General features: G+C 72.0%; 16 protein-coding genes. 5 read left to right on the forward strand and 11 right to left on the reverse strand.

Annotated elements, in window-relative coordinates; all coding sequences use genetic code 11:
* Positions 1 to 40: 40 nt before the first annotated feature.
* The 5 genes from FVE25_RS15150 to metH all read right to left on the reverse strand — a co-directional run bounded on the left by FVE25_RS15150 (position 41) and on the right by metH (position 7,966).
* Positions 41 to 1,810 carry an ABC transporter substrate-binding protein gene (locus FVE25_RS15150; RefSeq protein WP_246267039.1) on the reverse strand — a complete coding sequence of 590 codons (1,770 nt, stop codon included), beginning with the start codon at positions 1,808 to 1,810 and terminating at the stop codon, positions 41 to 43.
* 59 nt (positions 1,811 to 1,869) lie between these two features.
* Positions 1,870 to 2,868 carry an ABC transporter permease gene (locus FVE25_RS15155; protein ID WP_157247441.1) on the reverse strand — a complete coding sequence of 333 codons (999 nt, stop codon included), beginning with the start codon at positions 2,866 to 2,868 and terminating at the stop codon, positions 1,870 to 1,872.
* A 301-nt stretch (positions 2,869 to 3,169) separates the two neighbouring features.
* The gene (locus tag FVE25_RS15160; protein WP_246267040.1) at positions 3,170 to 3,652 is read right to left on the reverse strand and encodes a cellulose synthase; all 483 of its coding nucleotides are present in this window, start codon (positions 3,650 to 3,652) and stop codon (positions 3,170 to 3,172) included.
* Between the two features lie 124 nt (positions 3,653 to 3,776).
* Complete coding sequence (locus FVE25_RS15165; RefSeq protein WP_157247445.1) at positions 3,777 to 4,427, reverse strand: HAD family hydrolase; 651 nt, start codon at positions 4,425 to 4,427, stop codon at positions 3,777 to 3,779.
* Between the two features lie 80 nt (positions 4,428 to 4,507).
* Positions 4,508 to 7,966 carry a methionine synthase gene (metH, locus tag FVE25_RS15170; protein WP_157247447.1) on the reverse strand — a complete coding sequence of 1,153 codons (3,459 nt, stop codon included), beginning with the start codon at positions 7,964 to 7,966 and terminating at the stop codon, positions 4,508 to 4,510.
* 80 nt (positions 7,967 to 8,046) lie between these two features.
* Here metH and FVE25_RS15175 point away from each other — a divergent pair, with 80 nt between their 5' ends.
* The 5 genes from FVE25_RS15175 (at position 8,047) to FVE25_RS15195 (ending at position 10,954) form a co-directional block, all read left to right on the forward strand.
* On the forward strand, positions 8,047 to 8,502 hold the full coding sequence (locus tag FVE25_RS15175) for a universal stress protein (RefSeq protein WP_157247449.1): 456 nt from the start codon (positions 8,047 to 8,049) through the stop codon (positions 8,500 to 8,502).
* Between the two features lie 102 nt (positions 8,503 to 8,604).
* Positions 8,605 to 9,459 carry a PAC2 family protein gene (locus FVE25_RS15180; RefSeq protein WP_157247451.1) on the forward strand — a complete coding sequence of 285 codons (855 nt, stop codon included), beginning with the start codon at positions 8,605 to 8,607 and terminating at the stop codon, positions 9,457 to 9,459.
* A gap of 253 nt (positions 9,460 to 9,712) precedes the next feature.
* Positions 9,713 to 10,204 (forward strand): hypothetical protein, encoded by a 492-nt coding sequence (locus FVE25_RS15185; protein WP_157247453.1) that lies wholly within the window; start codon positions 9,713 to 9,715, stop codon positions 10,202 to 10,204.
* Positions 10,205 to 10,370: 166 nt separating this feature from the next.
* Positions 10,371 to 10,757, forward strand: coding sequence for a hypothetical protein (locus tag FVE25_RS15190; RefSeq protein WP_157247455.1), 387 nt, complete (start codon positions 10,371 to 10,373; stop codon positions 10,755 to 10,757).
* Positions 10,754 to 10,954, forward strand: coding sequence for a DUF6186 family protein (locus FVE25_RS15195; RefSeq protein WP_157247457.1), 201 nt, complete (start codon positions 10,754 to 10,756; stop codon positions 10,952 to 10,954). The genes FVE25_RS15190 and FVE25_RS15195 overlap by 4 nt, the downstream gene beginning before the upstream one ends.
* Here the strand turns inward: FVE25_RS15195 and FVE25_RS15200 are convergent.
* The 6 genes from FVE25_RS15200 to FVE25_RS15225 are packed head-to-tail and all read right to left on the reverse strand — an operon-like array spanning position 10,885 to position 18,904.
* Positions 10,885 to 11,616, reverse strand: a complete 732-nt coding sequence (locus FVE25_RS15200; protein WP_157247459.1) for a sirohydrochlorin chelatase — start codon at positions 11,614 to 11,616, stop codon at positions 10,885 to 10,887. The genes FVE25_RS15195 and FVE25_RS15200 overlap by 70 nt on opposite strands.
* A complete protein-coding gene (locus FVE25_RS15205; RefSeq protein WP_157247461.1) occupies positions 11,613 to 12,743 on the reverse strand; it encodes a uroporphyrinogen-III synthase in 1,131 nt (376 codons plus the stop codon). Before FVE25_RS15205 ends, FVE25_RS15200 begins: the two co-directional genes overlap by 4 nt.
* Positions 12,740 to 13,069, reverse strand: a complete 330-nt coding sequence (nirD, locus tag FVE25_RS15210) for a nitrite reductase small subunit NirD (RefSeq protein ID WP_157247463.1) — start codon at positions 13,067 to 13,069, stop codon at positions 12,740 to 12,742. The genes FVE25_RS15205 and nirD overlap by 4 nt, the downstream gene beginning before the upstream one ends.
* Positions 13,066 to 15,483 (reverse strand): nitrite reductase large subunit NirB, encoded by a 2,418-nt coding sequence (gene nirB, locus FVE25_RS15215; RefSeq protein WP_157247465.1) that lies wholly within the window; start codon positions 15,481 to 15,483, stop codon positions 13,066 to 13,068. The genes nirD and nirB overlap by 4 nt, the downstream gene beginning before the upstream one ends.
* Positions 15,480 to 16,874 (reverse strand): FAD-dependent oxidoreductase, encoded by a 1,395-nt coding sequence (locus FVE25_RS15220; RefSeq protein WP_157247467.1) that lies wholly within the window; start codon positions 16,872 to 16,874, stop codon positions 15,480 to 15,482. The genes nirB and FVE25_RS15220 overlap by 4 nt, the downstream gene beginning before the upstream one ends.
* Positions 16,871 to 18,904 carry a molybdopterin oxidoreductase family protein gene (locus FVE25_RS15225; RefSeq protein WP_281367850.1) on the reverse strand — a complete coding sequence of 678 codons (2,034 nt, stop codon included), beginning with the start codon at positions 18,902 to 18,904 and terminating at the stop codon, positions 16,871 to 16,873. Before FVE25_RS15225 ends, FVE25_RS15220 begins: the two co-directional genes overlap by 4 nt.
* Positions 18,905 to 18,959 lie beyond the last annotated feature (55 nt).

The raw sequence follows: 18,959 nt of genomic DNA on the forward strand, positions 1-18,959 counted from the left end.
CACCTGCCTTAGCTACTCGTTAACCTGGGAAAGGAAGGACCTACTGGACGCCCATCGCGACGTAGTCGTACATCTGCTGACCGTCGGAGATGAGCACGTTGGTCACGCCCTTGCCGCGCACGAGGAGCGACTTGGCCCAGATGCCCGGCATGATCACGGACTCCTCCATGACCCGCTTGTCGATCTCCGGCCACATGGCCTCGCGCTTGGCGGCGTCCGGCTCCACGCGGGCCTTGTCGAGCATGGTGTCGACGTCGGGGATGCGAACGGAGGTGTTGGAGGAGCCGCCGCCCTCACGGATGACGCGGCTGTCGGTGATCTGCTGCAGGAAGCCGTAGCCGTCGGGCCAGTCGGAACCCCAGCCGTTGACGACGAGGCCGAGGCCCTCCTTCACGACGAAGGACGGCTTGCCGGCGAAGCTGGAGAAGTAGTCCTTCAGCGGGTACGGCTTGATGGTGACGTTGATGCCGGCGCGGGCCAGCGAGTCCTTGATCGCCTCGGCGGTCGCCTTCTCCTTCGGGCGCTCGGCCCGGTAGGAGACGGAGGTCTCGAAGCCGTTCGGCTGACCGCACTTGGTCAGGTGCTCCTTGGCCTTGGCGATGTCGCCCTTGCCCTCGGGAGAGGGGTAGAGGTCGATCTTCTGGGCGCCGGGGATCGTCGGCGGCAGCAGGTTGGTCGCGATCTCGCCACCGGTCGGGCCGCCGTAGGCGGCGACGTAGCCGGTCTTGTCCATCGCGTACTGCACGGCGATGCGGCAGTCCTTGTTGTCGAACGGCTTCACCGTCGGGTTGATCGAGGTGTACCACAGGCGCTGGATGGTGATGTTGTCGGCGCGCGCCTTCAGAGCCGGGTCCGGCAGGACCTTGCTCAGCGCGGCCGGCTGCACGCCGGTGCCCTCGATGGCGACGTGGAGGTCACCGGAGATGACCCGGTTGTCCATGTCGTCGGCGTTGACGTTCGTCGAGACCTCGTACCGGTCCGGCAGCGCCGGGCGGTTGGGGTCGACGGCCTCGCTCCAGTTCGGGTTGCGGACCAGCGTGAAGCCCTTGCCGATCTCGTTCTTCTCGAACATGTACGGACCGGAGGAGATCACGTGCTCGCGGTACTTCGCACCGGTGTCCTTGGCCTCGGGGACCGGGATCGTCGGCGACATCTGGACGATGTAGTCGAAGCCGCTGTAGGGCTCCTTGAGGTGGAAGACGACCGTCTTGTCGTCCGGAGCCGAGACCGCGGAGCTGAAGTCGGCGCCCTTCGACTTGTACGGGCCCTTGTAGTCCTTGGGCCAGTTCAGCATGTCGTTGAGGTAGGTGGGGCCGTTGGGGAAGGTCACCTTGTCGTAGGCGCGGGCCACCGCGTAGGCGACGTCCTTGGCCACGATCGGGGTGCCGTCCTCGTACTTCAGGCCGTCACGCAGCTTGTAGGTCCAGGTCTTGAAGTCGGCGCTGGCCTGGCCGGGCTCGGCCGCGAGGTCCGGCACCGGCTTGGCGCCCTCGGCGCCCGGCTTGCCGGGGAACATCATGAGCGCCCTGCCGTACAGGCGGATGAAGTTCCACGAGTAGCCGTAGTAGGTGTCGGCGGGGTCGAGGGAGTCCCAGTCACCCGAGTTCGCCAGCTTGAGGGTGCCGCCCTTCTTCGTGGAAGGGTTGAACACCCCCGTCACGGCGGCGTTGAACTCGTCCTTGGCGGCGGCAGCGCCGGTACCTGACTCGCCGGCCTTGGGCGGAGTCGTGGTGCTGGTGCCTCCGCAGGCTGCCAGGCCCATGGTGAGGGCCGCGATGATCGCGGCCGTCCCCAGTGCGGGCTTTCTCATCATCTGTTACTACACCCCTTGTAGGTAGGAGCCAGGGAATTTGCGGTGGTCGAGCAAGATCAGCGGTTGCCGCGCGGGTCGAGCGCGTCGCGCAGGCCGTCACCGAAGAGGTTGAAGGCGAGCACGGTGAGGAAGATCGCCAGACCTGGGAAGATCGCGTAGTGCGGGACGGTGTAGATGCGCGCCGCGTCGGAGAGCATGCCGCCCCAGGTGGGGGTCGGCGGGCGCACGCCCACGCCGAGGAAGCTCAGCGCCGCCTCGAACAGGATGTTCGACGGGATCAGCAGCGTCGAGTAGATCAGGATCGGCGCCACGAGGTTCGGCAGGACCTCGCGGAAGATGATGTACGGCCCGCGGGCGCCCAGGCTTCTGGCGGCGTCGACGAACTCCCGCTCGCGCAGGGAGAGTGTCTGGCCGCGCACGATGCGCCCGATGTAGGGCCAGTTGAAGAAGCCGATGATGAAGATCAGCAGTGAGACGCGCAGCGCGTCGCCGGAGAGCCCGAACGCGGAGTCGGGCACCACGCCGGCCAGGGCGATGGCGAACACCAGCAGCGGGAAGGCGAGGAAGACGTCCATCAGGCGGCTGATGATCGTGTCCACCCAGCCGCCGAAGAAGCCGGCCGTGACGCCGAGGATGGTGCCGATGCCGACCGACAGCAGCGTGGCCAGGAAGGCGATCAGCAGGGAGATGCGGGCGCCGTAGACGACGCGACTGAAGATGTCGCGGCCCCACTGCGGGTCGACGCCGAACAGGAAGTCCCAGCTGATGCCGCCGAAGCGGTCCTTCGGGATCTGGGTCTCCTGGTCGATCATGTCGCGGTGGAACTCCAGCGGCGGGTGGCCGAACCAGCTCACGATCAGCGGCGCGAAGACCGCGACCAGGATCAGGAAGATGATGACGCCGGCGCCGACCATCGCGACCTTGTCGCGCTTCAGGCGCAACCACGCGATCTGCCCCAGTGAGCGCCCTTGGATCGCCTGGCGATCCGCGCCCGCCACCACGGCTTCGGGAACGGCTTCCCGTGCCGAGTCGGGAACATCAAGCGGTGCGGTCATGCGCGCCCTCCCTCGCCCGCACCCGCTATGCCCGAAGCTGTGCGCATTGGCTTCCGGCCCCCTGGGTTGCAGACGACATCGTCCGTACGGGCGGTTCCCGGTCAGGGACCCCCCGATGCTTGCGAGGGCCGCCGTGTACGGCCCCAGGGTGCAGAATGTATGCGCTGAGCTGCGCTGACTAGTCCCTCGACCCGCTATGTGGCTCAACTGTGATTCGCGCGAAACTCATTCGTATCGATCTTTACCCGTATGTCTACGGGCAGTCCCGGTTGGGTCTCGGAACTGTGACATTGCACAGATATCACCCGATACCGCGCCGCTTCAGAATCTCCTCGATATCGGAGAAGTCATCGTCGTTCGTCCGCTTTTTCGCGGGGGCGGGAGCCGGATTGACGGGCTGCGGCGCGGCCGGCGCCTGCGTGGCCGGAACCTCTCCGGTCTTGACCCCGTCCTTGACTTTCCGCTGCCTCGGCCGTCCGCCGCCGGCGCCGCGCGCGCGCATCACGCCGGAGGCCACGAACAACACCGCCGACAGGCCCGCCAGCGCGACCCCCGCCCACACCAGCGGGCTGATGATGCCCGCGATCAGCCCCGTCACGAACTGCACGACCGACCCGGCGATCCCCCCGATCAGCACGTACGCGCCCGTCAGGTACGCCGCGATCGGCAGCAGCGACCACGCCGTCCCCCGGATGCCCGCCGCCGCTCCCCTGCGCCGCCAGGCCAGGAAGCTCAGCACCAGTCCCAACCCCGTGGCGCCGCCACACAGCAGCAACCAGGTCACGGTAGTCAACATGCCCTAACCCCTAGCTCTCGGTTACACCCATCGTGGCACGCCGCGGCCTGCCACCCCCTCATCCCTAAGAACGGCCCGTCCCCTAGGGGAGGTTCCACGGGTACGGCGGGGCTCAGCCGTGCCGGGCGACCAGATCTCGGAGCACTCCGGTGGTGACCTCGGTCAGCGAGGAGACGACCAGCCGCCCCGGAGCCTGCTCGATCGGCAGCAGGCTCGGCACGGCGACCACCGCGCACCCGGCGGCCGTGCCCGCGGCCACGCCGTTCGGCGAGTCCTCCAGCACCACGCTGCGGGCCGGGGAGACCTCCAGGCGGGCCGCGGCCGTGAGGTACGGCTCCGGGTCCGGCTTGGTGCGCGTGACGTCGTCGGCCGTGATGACGACGTCGAAGCGGTCACGGCCGACGAACGACAGGATGGCCTCGGCGATCTCCTTCAGCGACGAGGTCACCAGGCCCACCGGGACGTCCTCGGCGCGCAGGGCCTCCAGCAGTTCGAGCGCGCCCGGCATCACCCGCACGCCGCCGGACAGGCGGGCCACCATGCCGTCGATCATCCAGGTGCGCAGCGTCTGCGGCGACACCGGCGAGCCGGAGACGTCCAGCATGTACGCGACCGTGCGCTCCATGGAGCCGCCCACCAGGTGGGTCTGGTGCTCGGCGCTCCATTCGCCGCCCAGCCGGGCCATGACGTCGGTCTCGACCTCCAGCCACACCTTCTCGCTGTCGACCAGCAGGCCGTCCATGTCGAAGAACGCCGCGTGCATCCATCCCCCGTTCCCGATCCGTGGTTCCCCCGGTGCCGGGGCAAGATTCAACGGCGGCGGCGCCGCGCGGCATTCCCGGCTCAGACGTTGAAGTACTTCGCCTCCGGGTGATGGGCGACGAGGGCGCTGGTGGCCTGCTCGGGGTGGAGCTGGAACTCCTCCGACAGGGTGACGCCGATGCGCTCGGGGTCGAGGAGCTGGAAGAGCTGGACCTGGTCCTCGAGGTTGGGGCAGGCCGGGTAGCCGAAGGAGTAGCGGCAGCCGGTGATGTTGACCTTGAGCATGTCGTCCAGCGACTCCTGGCCGCCGATGCCCCACTCCGCGCGCACGCGGGCGTGCCAGTACTCCGCCAGCGCCTCCGTCAGCTGCACGGACAGGCCGTGGAGCTCGAGGTAGTCGCGGTAGGCGTCCTTGGCGAACAGCTCGGCGGTGGCCTCGGAGATCTTGCCGCCCATCGTGGCCACCTGGAAGGCGACCGTGTCGACCTCGCCGGAGTCCTTGGAGCGGAAGAAGTCCGACAGGCACAGGTGCCGGTCGCGCCGCTGGCGCGGGAAGGTGAAGCGGGTGCGCTCGTTGCCGGCGTCGTCGAGGATGATCAGCGAGTCGCCGTCGCTGACGCACGGGAAGTAGCCGTAGACGACCGCGGCCTCCAGCAGGCCCTCGGTCTGCATGCGCTCCAGCCACATGCGCAGCCTCGGGCGGCCCTCGGTCTCGACCAGCTCGTCGTATCCGGGACCGTCGCCGCCGCGGGTGGGCTTGAGCCCCCACTGGCCCAGGAAGAGCGCCCGCTCGTCGAGGAAGGCGGAGTAGTCGGCCAGCGAGATGCCCTTGACGATGCGGTCGCCGGTGAACGGCGCGACCGGGACCGGGTTGCCGGTGGCCACGTCGCTGCGGGCGGGCAGTTCCTCGACCGGGGTGCGGACGAGGGTGGCACCGGTCTTGACGCGGCGCTCGCGCAGCGCGGGCAGCGGGACGCCCTCGCGCTTGTGGGACATGAAGGCGTCCATGAGCCGCAGGCCCTCGAAGGCGTCGCGGGCGTAGCGCACCTCGCCCTGGAACAGCGAGGCCAGGTCCTGCTCGACGTAGGCGCGGGTGAGGGCGGCGCCGCCGAGCAGCACGGGATAGCGCTCGGAGATGCCGCGGGAGTTCATCTCCTCGAGGTTCTCCTTCATGATGACGGTCGACTTGACCAGCAGGCCGGACATGCCGATCACGTCGGCCTTCTGCTCGTCGGCCGCCTCCAGGATGGCGCTGACCGGCTGCTTGATGCCGAGGTTGACGACCTCGTAGCCGTTGTTGGACAGGATGATGTCCACGAGGTTCTTGCCGATGTCGTGCACGTCGCCCTTGACGGTGGCCAGCACGATGCGGCCCTTGGTCTCGCCCTCGACCTTCTCCATGTGGGGCTCGAGGTAGGCGACGGCGGTCTTCATGACCTCGGCCGACTGCAGGACGAACGGCAGCTGCATCTGGCCGGAGCCGAACAGCTCGCCGACCGTCTTCATGCCGTCGAGCAGCACGTCGTTGATGATCTCCAGGGCGGGGCGCTGGCTCAGCGCGTCCTCGAGGTCGGCCTCCAGCCCCTTCTTCTCGCCGTCGATGATGCGGTGCTTCAGCCGCTCCCACAGCGGCATCCCGGCCAGCTCGGCGGCCTTGCCCGCGCGCAGGGCGGTGGCGTCCACGCCCTCGAACAGCTCCATGAAGCGCTGCAGCGGGTCGTAGCCCTCGCGGCGGCGGTCGTAGACCATGTCGAGCGCGACCTGGCGCTGCTCGTCGGGGATGCGCGCCATCGGCAGGATCTTGGAGGCGTGCGCGATGGCCGAGTCGAGCCCGGCGTTGACGCACTCGTTGAGGAAGACCGAGTTGAGCACGATGCGCGCGGCCGGGTTGAGGCCGAAGGAGATGTTGGACAGGCCGAGCGTGGTCTGCACGCCCGGGTAGCGGCGCTTGAGCTCGCGGATGGCCTCGATGGTCTCGATGCCGTCGCGGCGGGTCTCCTCCTGGCCGGTGGCGATGGGGAAGGTGAGGGTGTCGACGATGATGTCCTCGACGCGCATGCCCCAGTTGGCGGTCAGGTCCTCGATGAGGCGGCCGGCCACGCGCACCTTCCAGTCGGCGGTGCGGGCCTGGCCCTCCTCGTCGATGGTCAGGGCGACGACCGCGGCGCCGTGCTCGCTGACCAGGCTCATGATCTTCTGGAAGCGGGAGTCGGGGCCGTCGCCGTCCTCGTAGTTGACGGAGTTGACCGCGGCGCGCCCGCCCAGCATCTCCAGGCCGGCCTGCAGCACCGCGGGCTCGGTGGAGTCGAGCATGATCGGCAGCGTCGAGGCGGTGGCGAAGCGGAAGGCCAGCTCCTTCATGTCGGCCACGCCGTCGCGGCCGACGTAGTCGACGCACAGGTCGAGCATGTGGGCGCCGTCGCGGGCCTGGTCGCGGGCCATCTCGACGCAGTCGTCCCAGCGGCCTTCGAGCATGGCCTCGCGGAAGGCTTTGGAGCCGTTGGTGTTGCAGCGCTCGCCGATGGCCAGGTAGCTGGTGTCCTGGCGGAAGGGGACGGTCTGGTAGAGCGAGGAGGCGCCGGGCTCGGGGTGGGGGCGGCGGGCGGCGACCTCGTGGCCGCGCACGCGCTCGACCACCTGGCGCAGGTGGTCGGGGGTGGTACCGCAGCAGCCGCCGACCAGGGACAGGCCGTAGTCGCGGGTGAAGGCCGCGTGGGCGTCGGCGAGTTCCTCGGCCGACAGCGGGTAGTAGGCGCCGTCGGCGGTCAGCACGGGCAGGCCGGCGTTGGGCATGCACGAGAGCCTGGTGCGCGAGTGGCGGGCCAGGTAGCGCAGGTGCTCGCTCATCTCGGCGGGGCCGGTGGCGCAGTTGAGGCCGATGACGTCGACGCCCAGCGGCTCGATGGCGGTGAGAGCGGCGCCGATCTCGGAGCCGAGCAGCATGGCGCCGTTGGTCTCGATGGTGACCTGGGCGATGACCGGCACGTCCCGCCCGGCCTCGGCCACGGCCCGCTTGGCGCCGATGACGGCCGCCTTGACCTGGAGGAGGTCCTGGCAGGTCTCGATGATGAGCGCGTCAGCGCCGCCGGAGATCAGGCCCGCCGCGTTGTCCTGGTAGGCGTCGCGCAGCTTCTCGTACGGCAGATGCCCCAGGGTGGGCAGCTTGGTGCCGGGCCCCATGGAGCCGAGAACGAAGCGCGGCTGGTCGGGCGTGGACCAGCGGTCCGCGCTCTCGCGGGCGATGCGGGCGCCGGCCTCGGAGTACTCGAAGACGCGCTCGGGGATGTCGTACTCGCCCAGGGCGGCCAGGTTGGCGCCGAAGGTGTTGGTCTCCACGCAGTCGACGCCGACCGCGAAGTAGGCGTCGTGCACGCTCTGCACGATGTCGGGCCGGGTGACGTTGAGGACCTCGTTGCACCCTTCGAGGTCCTGGAAGTCCTCGAGGGTGGGATCGGCGGCCTGCAGCATCGTCCCCATGGCCCCGTCGGCGACCATCACCCGCTGGGACAGGACTTCTCGAAACGATGGGGAGTTGCTCATGGGCTCCAGCTTATCGGCTGACGTCGAGGCGCTAGGGTGCCGTGGAAGGAATTCCACCAGTCGTCCAATAGGAGGACGTCATGGTTTATCGGACCGTCCTGGTCGGAACCGATGGTTCCTCCTCCTCATTCCGCGCCGTCACCGCCGCCGCCGGGCTGGCCGCGGCGACCGGGGCACGTCTGATCCTGGCCTGCGCCTACCTGCCGATGCGCGAGAGCGAGCGGGCCGCGGCCGCCGACCGGCTGGGCGACCTGGCGTACAAGGTGAGCGGGTCGACGCCGGCCGACGACGCGCTGCGCGCGGCCAGGGAGCGCGCGGTGGCCGCGGGCGCCGGTGACATTGTGCTGGCGGCCGAGCAAGGCGACCCTGTGGACGTGCTGGTGAGGCTGGCCGCCGAGCACGCGTCCGGCCTGCTGGTCGTCGGCAACAGGGGGCTGAACTCCCTGGCGGGGCGGCTGCTGGGCTCGGTGCCGTCCGGCGTCTCCCACCGGGCGGCCTGTGACGTGCTGATCGTGCACACCACCTCGGGGCGCTGACGCTACGCCCGTGGCGCAATCGCATCGGCAGGAGATCAGTGACGCGAGTGGCCCTCCACGGCATAGGCTTAGCTGAATGCCGGTTAGAGGAGGAGGCGACACGTGATCGAGCTCGAAAGGTTCCCCGAGCTCGTCGACCCGGTGCTGATCGCCGCGTTCGAGGGGTGGAACGACGCGGGCGAGGCCTCCAGCGGTGTCATCACCCACCTGGAGAGCGCCTGGAAGGCGGAGCCGCTCACCGAGCTCGATCCCGAGGACTACTACGACTTCCAGGTGACCCGGCCCGTGGTGGAGCTGTCCGACGGCGTCGACCGGCAGATCATCTGGCCGACGACGCGCTTCTCGCTGACCCGGCCGCCCGGCTCCGAGCGTGACGTGGTGCTGCTGCGCGGCATCGAGCCCAACATGCGCTGGAAGTCGTTCTGCGCGGAGATCATCGAGGTCTGCCGCGAGCTGGGCATCGAGACCACGGTCATGCTGGGCGCGCTGCTCAACGACTCCCCGCACACCCGCCCGGTCCCGATCCTCGGCACCGCCTCCGACGAGGGACTGGCCCGCTCGCTCAACCTGGAGCTCAGCCGCTACGAAGGCCCGACGGGCATCGTCGGGGTGCTGCAGCACGCCTTCGCCAAGGCGGGCATGAGCGCGATCTCCCTGTGGGCGTCGGTGCCTCACTACGTGGCCCAGCCGCCCAACCCGAAGGCCACGCTGGCCCTGCTGCGCCGGATCGAGGACGTGCTGGAGATCCCGATGCCCCTCGGCGACCTCGACGAGGAGGCGCGGGCCTGGGAGCACGGCGTGGACGAGCTGGCCTCGCAGGACAGCGAGGTCGCCGAGTACGTCAAGGAGCTGGAGGAACGCAAGGACGCCGCGGAGCTGCCCGAGGCGAGCGGCGACGCGATCGCGGCCGAGTTCGAGCGCTATCTGCGCCGGCGCGACCGCGACACTGACAGCTGACTCTCAGGGTTTTATCACCGGTTTTCTCCAGGATTTCAGGTAATAATCAGTGATCCGCGCCAATTGCCCCGAGACGGAACACCAGCTGGCAACAATTGCATAACCAGGAGAAACACGGCTCCATAACAACGGCGAATTAGCCGGGTGCCACGTCGAACCTACCCATGTGACTGCGCACGTAAGGCCAACCATGGCGACTTCCCATCTAGATCCGCACCAAAGAAGCCAGGACACCAGGCGCCGCGTACTCGAGATGGCCGTCTCGCTCCGCGACGACCGCACCGGCGGGCCCGTGGATCATTTCCTCGCCCTGCTCCAGGACCGCCTTCCGCTCTGGCTCCGCATCCTGCACGACCTGTCGCACCTCGTCGGCAAGGGACGGGTCAACGACAACCTGCTGCCGATCACCCGGGCCGGCATCGACTACTACGCGGAGATCCAGTCGGCGGCGCTGCCCGCCTTCACCTCCCCCAGTGTCACGGTCCGTTTCCGGGAGGCGATCCGCGACAACGGGCTGGGGCCGCTGGCCGAGACCGCTCCGCTGGCCGCCTATCTCGCCGCCGAGCAGCGCCTGGGCCGGGTGAACGGCGAGGCCGATCCGGAGGCCAGCGCCCGGCTGCTGCTGGCCGGCTGTTTCCGGCACGCCTACAACGAGATGGTCTTCGGCGCCGACGCCGGGCCCACGCGGGACGTGAGCGCGGAGGAAATCGTCCGCGAACTCCGCCTGGAACCTGGTAGATCATAGCCCTATCGGGCTTTTAGGGGTTTTTCCAGCACTTTCTTGTTTATCGGGGGAAATAAGCCTTTTTGAGGGTACGGCGGCGCCGCGCCGTACCCTCGGCTTGTCTTGCGCTTGCCCCGGAGCGTGCCGGGCGGGCACGCTGTCCGCCGTGCACATGAGGAGGACGGGCGTGGAGACGGGCGAACGGCGGGCCGGCCGGGGATGGGTGCTCGGCGGCGCCGTGCTGGTGGCGGCCTGGCTGGCCGGGGGGCGGCTGCCGTCGTTCGCCGGGGTCACCTACGCGGTCGTGATCGCGATCGGCGCGGTGGCGGTGGCGGCGGCGTTCTGGCCACGGGCGGATCGTGCGCCCGCGGCGGGCGGGCGGCTGCCCGGGTGGGTGTTCTGGGCGGTGCCGGCCGGCGCGTTCGGGCTGGTGGAGGTCTGGGCGCTGGTGGTGCGTGATCCGGCGTGGCCGACCTTCAGCGACCTCATGGATCCGGTGCTGCTCGCGCCGGAGTGGCGGGGCTTGTTCTGGGTGGCCTGGCTCGTGACCGGATGGGGGCTGGTGCGGCGATGACGACGTGGGCGCTCACGGTCGTCGTCTACGGGGCGGCGCTGGTGGCCATGCTGGTGCTGGAGATCGCGGCCCGATGGCCCGGGTCCACGCTGCCGACCGCCGGGGAGTGCCTGGCCCGGGTGATGCGTCATCCGGCGGGCAGGCTGCTCGTGGTGTTGTCGTGGTGGTGGATCGGCTGGCACTTCCTGGCCCGCTGAGCCTCGTCGTGCCGGTGCCAGACCAGGGCGGCCAGGGCGGGGCCGGCGCCGATCGGGTCGCTGACCAGGTCTGCGCCCGCCGTCAGCAGGCGCGTGTGGAAGAAGCCGGGGGCCAGCAGGTAGGAGGCGAGCGCCACCCGGTGCCTGCGGGTGACCGCCTCCTCGAGCGTGGGCCGGCCCGCGGCGGCGAAGGCGGCGGTGACCGGGCGGCCGAGCCGTACCGACAGCAGGCCCGCGGCGGCGCGCACGTCGTCCAGGGCCGCCGGGTCGGAGGAGCCCGCGGCGGCCAGCACCACGCGGTCGTGCGCGCGCAGCCCGGCGGCGGACAGGCGGCGGGCCACCGCCTCCGCCAGCAGCGGGTGCGGGCCCAGCGCGGCGGCGATCCGGGCGTCCGGGCGGGTGCGGGCGACGACCTCGGGCAGGTCCACGTGCGCGTGGTAGCCGCCGGCCAGCAGCAGCGGGACCACCGTCACCGGCCCGGGCGCCTCCGGCAGGACGCCGGCCAGCAGGGGGCGGCTGATCTCCAGGTAGGCGAGTTCCACCCGCTGCCCGGGGCGCCGGCGGGCCACGGCGGCGGCCACCTCGCGCAGGACCTTCTCGCCGCGGGGATCGCGCGTGCCGTGCGCCGCCAGGACGAGCGTGCCATGCGGCCGTCGCCTCACTGGACGGCCAGGCGGTAGCCGCGCTTGACCACGGTCTCCACGATGCCGGCGGGCCCCAGGGCGCGGCGCAGGCGGGTGACGGCCATCTCCACCGCGTGCTCGGCCGACTCGCGGGCGGGGCTGCCGGGCAGGACCAGCCGCAGATCCGCTCGGGTGATGACATGTCCGGGTTTGGTGGCCAGGCGCTTCAGGATGGCCATCGGAGCGGGCGGCAGGGGGCGCAGGTCGCCGTCGACGACCACGGCGTGGCCGCGGATCTCCAGGCGATGGCCTCCGGCGGTCATCCGGGTGACGCCGTGTTCCGGCAGGTGGCGGGCCAGGGCGCGGGCGAGCGCACCGAGGCGGGAGCGTTCCGGCCGGAGGGTGGGCACGCCGCGTTCCTCCAGGGGCTGGGCGGTCACCGGGCCCACGCAGGCGGCCACCACCGCGCCGGCGAACGCGCCCAGCAGCGCCTCCTCCTGGCCGTGCGCGCGGGCCTCGCGCAGCATGGCGAGGACGGCGGGCGCGCTGGTGAAGGCGACCGCGTCCACGGCGCCGCCGACGGCCTGGGCGACCAGGCGGCGCAGCGGCGAGCTGTCGCGGTAGGGCATCCAGCGGTACACGGGCACCTCGATGACCTCCGCCCCCGCCTGGCGCAGGGCGGCGACGAAGCCGTCCAGGGGCTCGCCGTGCAGTTGCACGGCGATGCGGCGGCCGGTGAGGTCCTGGGCGAGGAGGTGGTCCTTGACCTCGCCGCAGGATTCGGTGGCGGGGGTCCAGTGGTCGTTGAGACCGGCCGCCCGCACCGCGCCGCGCGCCTTGGGGCCGCGGGTGAGCAGGCGGGCCTCGGTGAGGCGCACGGCGAGGTCGCCCGAGAGTCCCCAGCCGTCGGCGGCGGCCATCCAGCCGCGGAAGCCGACCCCGGTGGTGATCACGACGTCGTCCAGGGGGGCGGCGAGCGCGCGGCGGGTGGCCGCCAGCAGGCCGGCGTCCTCCGCCAGCGGCACCAGCCGGATCGCGGGGGCGCTGACCACGCGGGCGCCGCGCCGTTCCAGCAGCGCCCGGAACTCCTCCCTGCGCCGGGTCGCGGTCACGCCCACGGTGAATCCGGCCAGCGAGTCCGGCGCCGTCTCCAGGGCGGCGGTCATGCGCGCACCTCCACGTGCGCGCCGCGCAGGCGCGCCGGATAGACGGGTACGGTGGCCGTCGCGTCGTCCAGGCAGGCCCCGGTGACCAGGGAGAAGACCTGCTTGTGCATGGGCGAGGCCACGGTGGGCTCACCGGCGCGGGTGCCGACGATGCCGCGGGACAGGATCTGGGCGCCGCTGAAGGGGTCCCGGTTGCCGATGGCGTACACGAGGCCCCCGTAATCACGAAATATGGCGATCTGGTGCTCTTGTATCAGCGCGCACACGCCACGCTCGGGCAGCAGCTCGCTGTACCGGCAGACCGCGGTCCACGGGGCAAGGGTCATCGCACGACCTCCAAACGGATCGGGACGGGCTGGATCTGCTCGCGCACGGTCTCGAAGCAGATGGACGGGTCCGGCGTCCCCGGCGCGTTGACGAAGCTGACGAAGCGGGCCAGCTTGCCGGGGTCCTCCAGGGTGGCCCGCCATTCGTCCGCGTATCCGGCCACGTGCCGCGCCATCTGCGCGTCCAGGTCGGCGCAGATGCCCAGCGAGTCGTCCACGACGACCGCGCGCAGGTAGGCCAGCCCGCCCTCCAGCCCCTCCAGCCAGGCCGAGGTGCGCTGAAGCCGGTCGGCCGTGCGGACGTAGAACATGAGGAACCGGTCGATCGTCCGCACCAGGCCGTCGGTGGACAGGCCGGCCGCCAGCAGGTCCGCGTGGCGGGGGGTGAAACCCCCGTTGCCCCCGACGTAGAGGTTCCATCCGCTCTCGGTGGCGATGACCCCGAAGTCCTTGGAGCGCGCCTCGGCGCACTCCCGGGCGCACCCGGAGACGGCCGACTTGAGCTTGTGCGGCGCGCGCAGCCCCCGGTAGCGCAGCTCCAGGGCGATGGCCAGCCCGACGGAGTCCTGCACGCCGTAGCGGCACCAGGCCGAGCCGACGCACGACTTCACCGTCCGCAGCGCCTTGCCGTAGGCGTGCCCCGACTCGAAGCCGGCCTCGACCAGCCGCCGCCAGATGTGCGGCAGCTGCTCGACCCGGGCGCCGAGCAGGTCGATGCGCTGCCCGCCGGTGATCTTGGTGTAGAGGCCGAAGTCGCGGGCGACCTCGCCGATGGCGATGAGCTTGCCGGGGGTGATCTCGCCGCCGGGCACGCGGGGCACGACGGAGTAGGTGCCGTTCTTCTGGATGTTGGCCAGGAAGTGGTCGTTGGTGTCCTGCAGCGCGGCCCGCTCGCCCTCCAGCACGTGCCCGCTGTGCAGGGAGGCCAGGATCGAGGCCACGGTCGGCTTGCAGACGTCGCAGCCCCTGCCGGTCCCGTGCGCGGCGATGAGCTCGGAGAACGTGGTGATCCCGCGCACCCGCACGATGTCGAACAGCTCGGCCCTGCTGTGGGCGAAGTGCTCGCACAGCGCCTTGGGCAGCTCCACGCCGGACCTCTCCAGCAGCTTCTTCAGCATCGGCACGCACGAGCCGCAGGTCGCCCCGGCGCGGGTGCACGCCTTCAGGGCGGGCACGTCGCAGGCGCCCCCGGCGACGGCCGAGCGCACCCGCCCGGCGCTGACGTTGTTGCACGAGCACACCTGCGCGTCGTCGGGCAGGTCGAGCGCGGGCCCGCCGCCGGTGAACAGCAGGTCGGACGGCGCGGCGGGCAGCGCCTTGCCGACGAAGGGCCGCAAGGTCGCGTACGGCCCGGCGTCCCCGACGCAGATGCCGCCCAGCAGCGTCGCGGCGTCGTCGGAGACGAACAGCTTCTTGTAGACCCCGGCCACCGGATCCATGTAGGTGACGTCCAGCGCCCCCTCCATGGCGCCGAACTGGGCCACCTCGACGCCGAGCAGCTTGAGCCTGGTCGACAGGTCCGCCCCGGTGAAGGCGGCCGAGCCGCCGGTGATGCGGTCGGCGGCCACCTCGGCCATCGTGTTGCACGGCCCGGCCAGCCCGTAGACCCGCCCGCCGGCCAGCGCGCACTCCCCCACCGCGTAGATGGCCGGGTCGGAGGTGCGCATGCCGGCGTCCACCACGATGCCGCCCCGCTCGCCGACCGCCAGGCCGCAGGCGCGGGCCAGCTCGTCGCGCGGCCGTACGCCGGCGGAGACGACCACGACGTCGGCGGGCACCTCGGCGCCGTCGGCCAGCACCACGCGCCCGGGCCGGACGGCGGCCAGGGAGACGCCGGAGTGCACGCCGATGCCCAGCGCCTCGATGTGGCCGCGCAGGACGGCCCCGCCGCCTTCGTCGACCTGGCGAGGCATGAGCCAGGGGGCCGGCTCGACGATGGAGGTGGCCGGCCCGAGGCCGCGCAGCGCGTCGGCCGCTTCCAGGCCGAGGAGCCCGCCGCCGATCACGACGCCCGTGGCGGCGCCCGCGGCGGCGGCGCGCAGGGCGTCCAGGTCGGCGACGGTCCGGTAGACGAGGGCGCCGGCGGCCTGGGGCGGCACGAACGGCGCGGAGCCGGTGGCCAGCACCAGCGTGTCGTAGGGTTCCACGTGCCCGTCCGACGTGGTCACGGTCCGGGCGGCGCGGTCGATGGAGGTGACCCGGGCGCCGAGCCGGGTGACGACGCCCGGAGGGACCGGATAGGTGAGCTCGGCCAGGCTCGTCCCCTTGAGGTAGGAGGTCAGCGCCACCCGGTCGTAGGCGGGCAGCGGCTCCTCCCCCAGCACGGTGACGCTCCCGGAGAAGCCGCGCTCGGCCAGCGCCTCCAGCAGCCGGTGGGCGGCCGGGCCGTACCCGGCGACCACGAGCCTGTTCATGCGTTCACACCTTCCTGCTCGCACAGCCAGCCGACGATGCCCTCGACGGCCTCGCGGCAGGTGCCGCAGCCGGTCGTGGCCCTGGTCGCCGCGCTGACCGCGGCCAGGTCGCGGGCGCCTGCCTCCCAGCAGGCGCGGATCTGGCCCTTGGTGACGTTGTTGCAGTGGCAGACCTTGGCGGCGTCCGGCATGCGCACGGGGCTGCCGGCCGCCGCGCCGCCCGGCGGGCCGCCGAACAGCAGGCCCGCGCGGTCGCCCGGGACCTGCGCGCCGCGGTCGTAGAGCTGGGTGAGCGTGCCGACGGCGTCGCTGTCGCCCAGCAGGATCGCGCCGACCAGGCGGCCGTCGCGGATGACGAGCTTGCGGTAGGTGCCCCGGGCGCGGTGGCTGAAGCGCACCACCTCGGCCTGCTCCTCGCCGAGCTGGGTCTCGCCCATCGCGGCCAGCTCGACGCTGCGCGCCTTGAGCCGGGTGACCAGGCGCGAGCCCCGGTAGCGGGCCTTGCCGCCGGTGATGACGTCGGCGGCGACGGCGGCCTGCTCCCAGGCGGGGGCGACCAGGCCGTAGACGGTGCCGTCGTGCTCGGCGCACTCGCCGACGGCGAAGACGGCCGGGTCGCCGGTGCGCAGCTCGTCGTCGACGACGACGCCCCGCCGTACCTCGAGGCCCGCCTCCGCGGCCAGGTTCGTGAGCGGGCGCACCCCGCAGGCGAGCACGACCAGGTCGGCCGCCACCGTCCGGCCGCTCGCGAGCACGCCCTCGCCGGTGATCGCGGTGACGTTCACGCCGGTGCGGATCTCGACGCCGAGCCCGCGCAGCGTCTCGCCGAGCATGAGCCCGGCCTCGGCGTCGAGCTGGCGTTCCATGAGGTGGCCGGCCAGGTGCAGGAGGGTGACGGGCAGGCCGCGGCCGGCCAGCCCGCGGGCCGCCTCGATGCCGAGCAGCCCGCCGCCGATGACGACCGCGCGCCGGGCGCCGTCCGCCGCGGCGACGATCTTCTGGCAGTCGCCCAGCGTGCGGAACGGCAGCGCCCGCTCCACCCCGGCGATGGGCGGGACGATCGCCTCGCTGCCGGTCGCCAGCACCAGCACGTCGTACGGCTCGCGCCGCCCGTCGCGGGTGACGACCGCCTGGGCGTCGCGGTCGATCCGGACCACCTCGGCGCCCAGATGGGCGTGCACGCCGTGCTCGCCGTACCAGTGGGCGTCCAGCAGGCGCACCTGGCCGGGCCCCGAGCTCCCGGCCAGGACGTTGGAGAGCAGCACCCGGTTGTAGGGCTGCCAGGGTTCGGCGCCGAAGACGGTGATCCCGGCGTCCGGGTCGCGGGCCCGGAGCTCGCCGGCCAGCCGGGATCCGGCCATGCCGTTGCCCACCACGACGATCCGCGTCATGCCGCTTTCTCCACTCGTACGGCGCACACCTTGAACTCCGGCATGCGGGAGCCCGGGTCGAGCGCGGGGTTGGTGAGGCGGTTGGCGCCCTCCCAGTGGAAGGGCATGAAGACGGTGTCGCGGCGGATGCCGGCGGTGATGCGGGCGACGGCGTCGGCGCTGCCGCGGCGGCTGTGCACGCGCACCAGGTCGCCGGGGCCGATGCCGAGCTGCTCGGCCAGGTCGGGGTGGAGTTCGACGAAGGGTTCCGGCGCGGCCTCGACCAGGGCGGCGATCCTGCGGGTCTGGGCGCCGCTCTGGTACTGGGCCAGCACGCGGCCGGTGGTCAGGTGCACCGGGTAGTCCTCGTCGATCTCCTCGGCGGGCGGGCGGTGCTCGACGGGGACGAACCGGGCCCGGCCGTCGGGGGTGGCGAAGCCGTCGAGGAACGGGCGGGGCGTGCCGGGGTGGTCCTCGGCGGGGCAGGGCCAGAAGACGCCGGTCTCGGCGGCGATCCGGGCGCGGGTGATGCCGGCGTAGTCGGCCGGGCCGCCCGCGCTGGCCCTTCGCAGCTCGCCGAAGACCTCGTCCGGGTCGGCGCTCCAGGCGTGCCCGAGCCCGGCCGCGAGGCCCTGGATGATCTCCAGGTCGGTGCGGACGCCCTCCGGCGGCGCCAGGGCCCGCCGGCGCAGCAGCACGCGTCCCTCGAGGTTGGTCATGGTGCCGTCCTGCTCGGCCCACTGGGCGGCGGGCAGCACGACGTCGGCCAGCGCGGCGGTCTCCGAGAGCACCACGTCGGCGACGACGAGCAGGTCCAGGCGGCGCAGCCGCTCGGCCAGGGCGCCCGAGCGGGGCGCGGAGACGACCGGGTTGGAGCCGAACAGCAGCAGCGCCTTCGGCCCGCCCGGTGTGCCGAGCGCGTCCAGGAGCTCCTGGGCCGAGCGTCCCGGGCCGGGCAGGTCTGCCGGGTCGACGCCCCACACGGCGGCCACGTGCTCCCGCGCGGCGGGGTCGTCGATCTTGCGGTAGCCGGGCAGCTGGTCGGCCTTCTGCCCGTGCTCGCGCCCGCCCTGGCCGTTGCCCTGCCCGGTCAGGCAGCCGTAGCCGCTGCCGCGGGTGCCGGGCAGGCCGAGGGCGAGCGCGAGGTTGATGAAGGCGGTGACGGTGTCGGTGCCCTTGGCGTGCTGCTCGGCGCCGCGCCCGGTGAGGATGTACGCCTTGTCAGCAGATTTCAGCAGCTGTACGGCGGAGCGCATCCGGGCCACCGGCACCCCGGTGACCCGCTCCGCCCGCTCCGGCCACCACGCCCCCGCCGCGGCGGCGGCCGCCTCGAACCCGGACGTCCTGGCCGCCACGTACTCCCGGTCCACCAGCCCCTCGGCCACCACCAGGTGCAGCAGCCCGAGCGCCAGCGCCAGGTCGGTGCCCGGGGCAGGCTGCAGGTGCAGCGCGGCCAGCCTGGCCGTCGGCGTCTGCCGGGGGTCCACCACGATGAGCCGCGGCCCGGCCAGGTGGCGGACCAGCGGCGGCATGGTCTCGGCCACGTTCGCCCCGGCCAGCAGCACCACGTCGGCCCCGGCCAGATCGGTGAGCGGAAAGGGCAGGCCCCGGTCCAGCCCGAACGCCCGGTTGGCCGCGGCCGCCGCCGAGGACATGCAGAAGCGGCCGTTGTAGTCGATCTGGCTGGTGCCCAGGGCGACCCGGGCGAGCTTGCCGAGGTGGTAGGCGCTCTCGTTGGTGAGCCCGCCGCCGCCGAACACGGCCACGCCGTCGGGACCGTGCTCGGCGCGGACGCCGGCCAGCCGCCCGGCCACGTGGGACAGCGCCGCGTGCCAGGTGGACGGCCGGCCGTACAGGAGGGGGGTGGTCAGGCGCGCTCCCGGCTTGAGGAGTTCGGCGGCGGTCCAGCCTTTCTGGCAGAGGGCGCCCTGGGCGTTGGCGGGGATGTCGGTCCTGGGGGCGATGACCACCTCGCCGTCGCGCGTGGAGACGGTCATGCCGCACTGCAGCGCGCAGTACGGGCAGTGCGTCTTCACGGGAGCATCGTTCACGGTGTCGATCGTGCTTTCGGGTGGTTTCACCCTTGGGTCCCTTCTGTAACCGCTG

The sequence above is a fragment of the Nonomuraea typhae genome, assembly GCF_009760925.1.
Taxonomy (GTDB): Bacteria; Actinomycetota; Actinomycetes; order Streptosporangiales; family Streptosporangiaceae; genus Nonomuraea; species Nonomuraea typhae.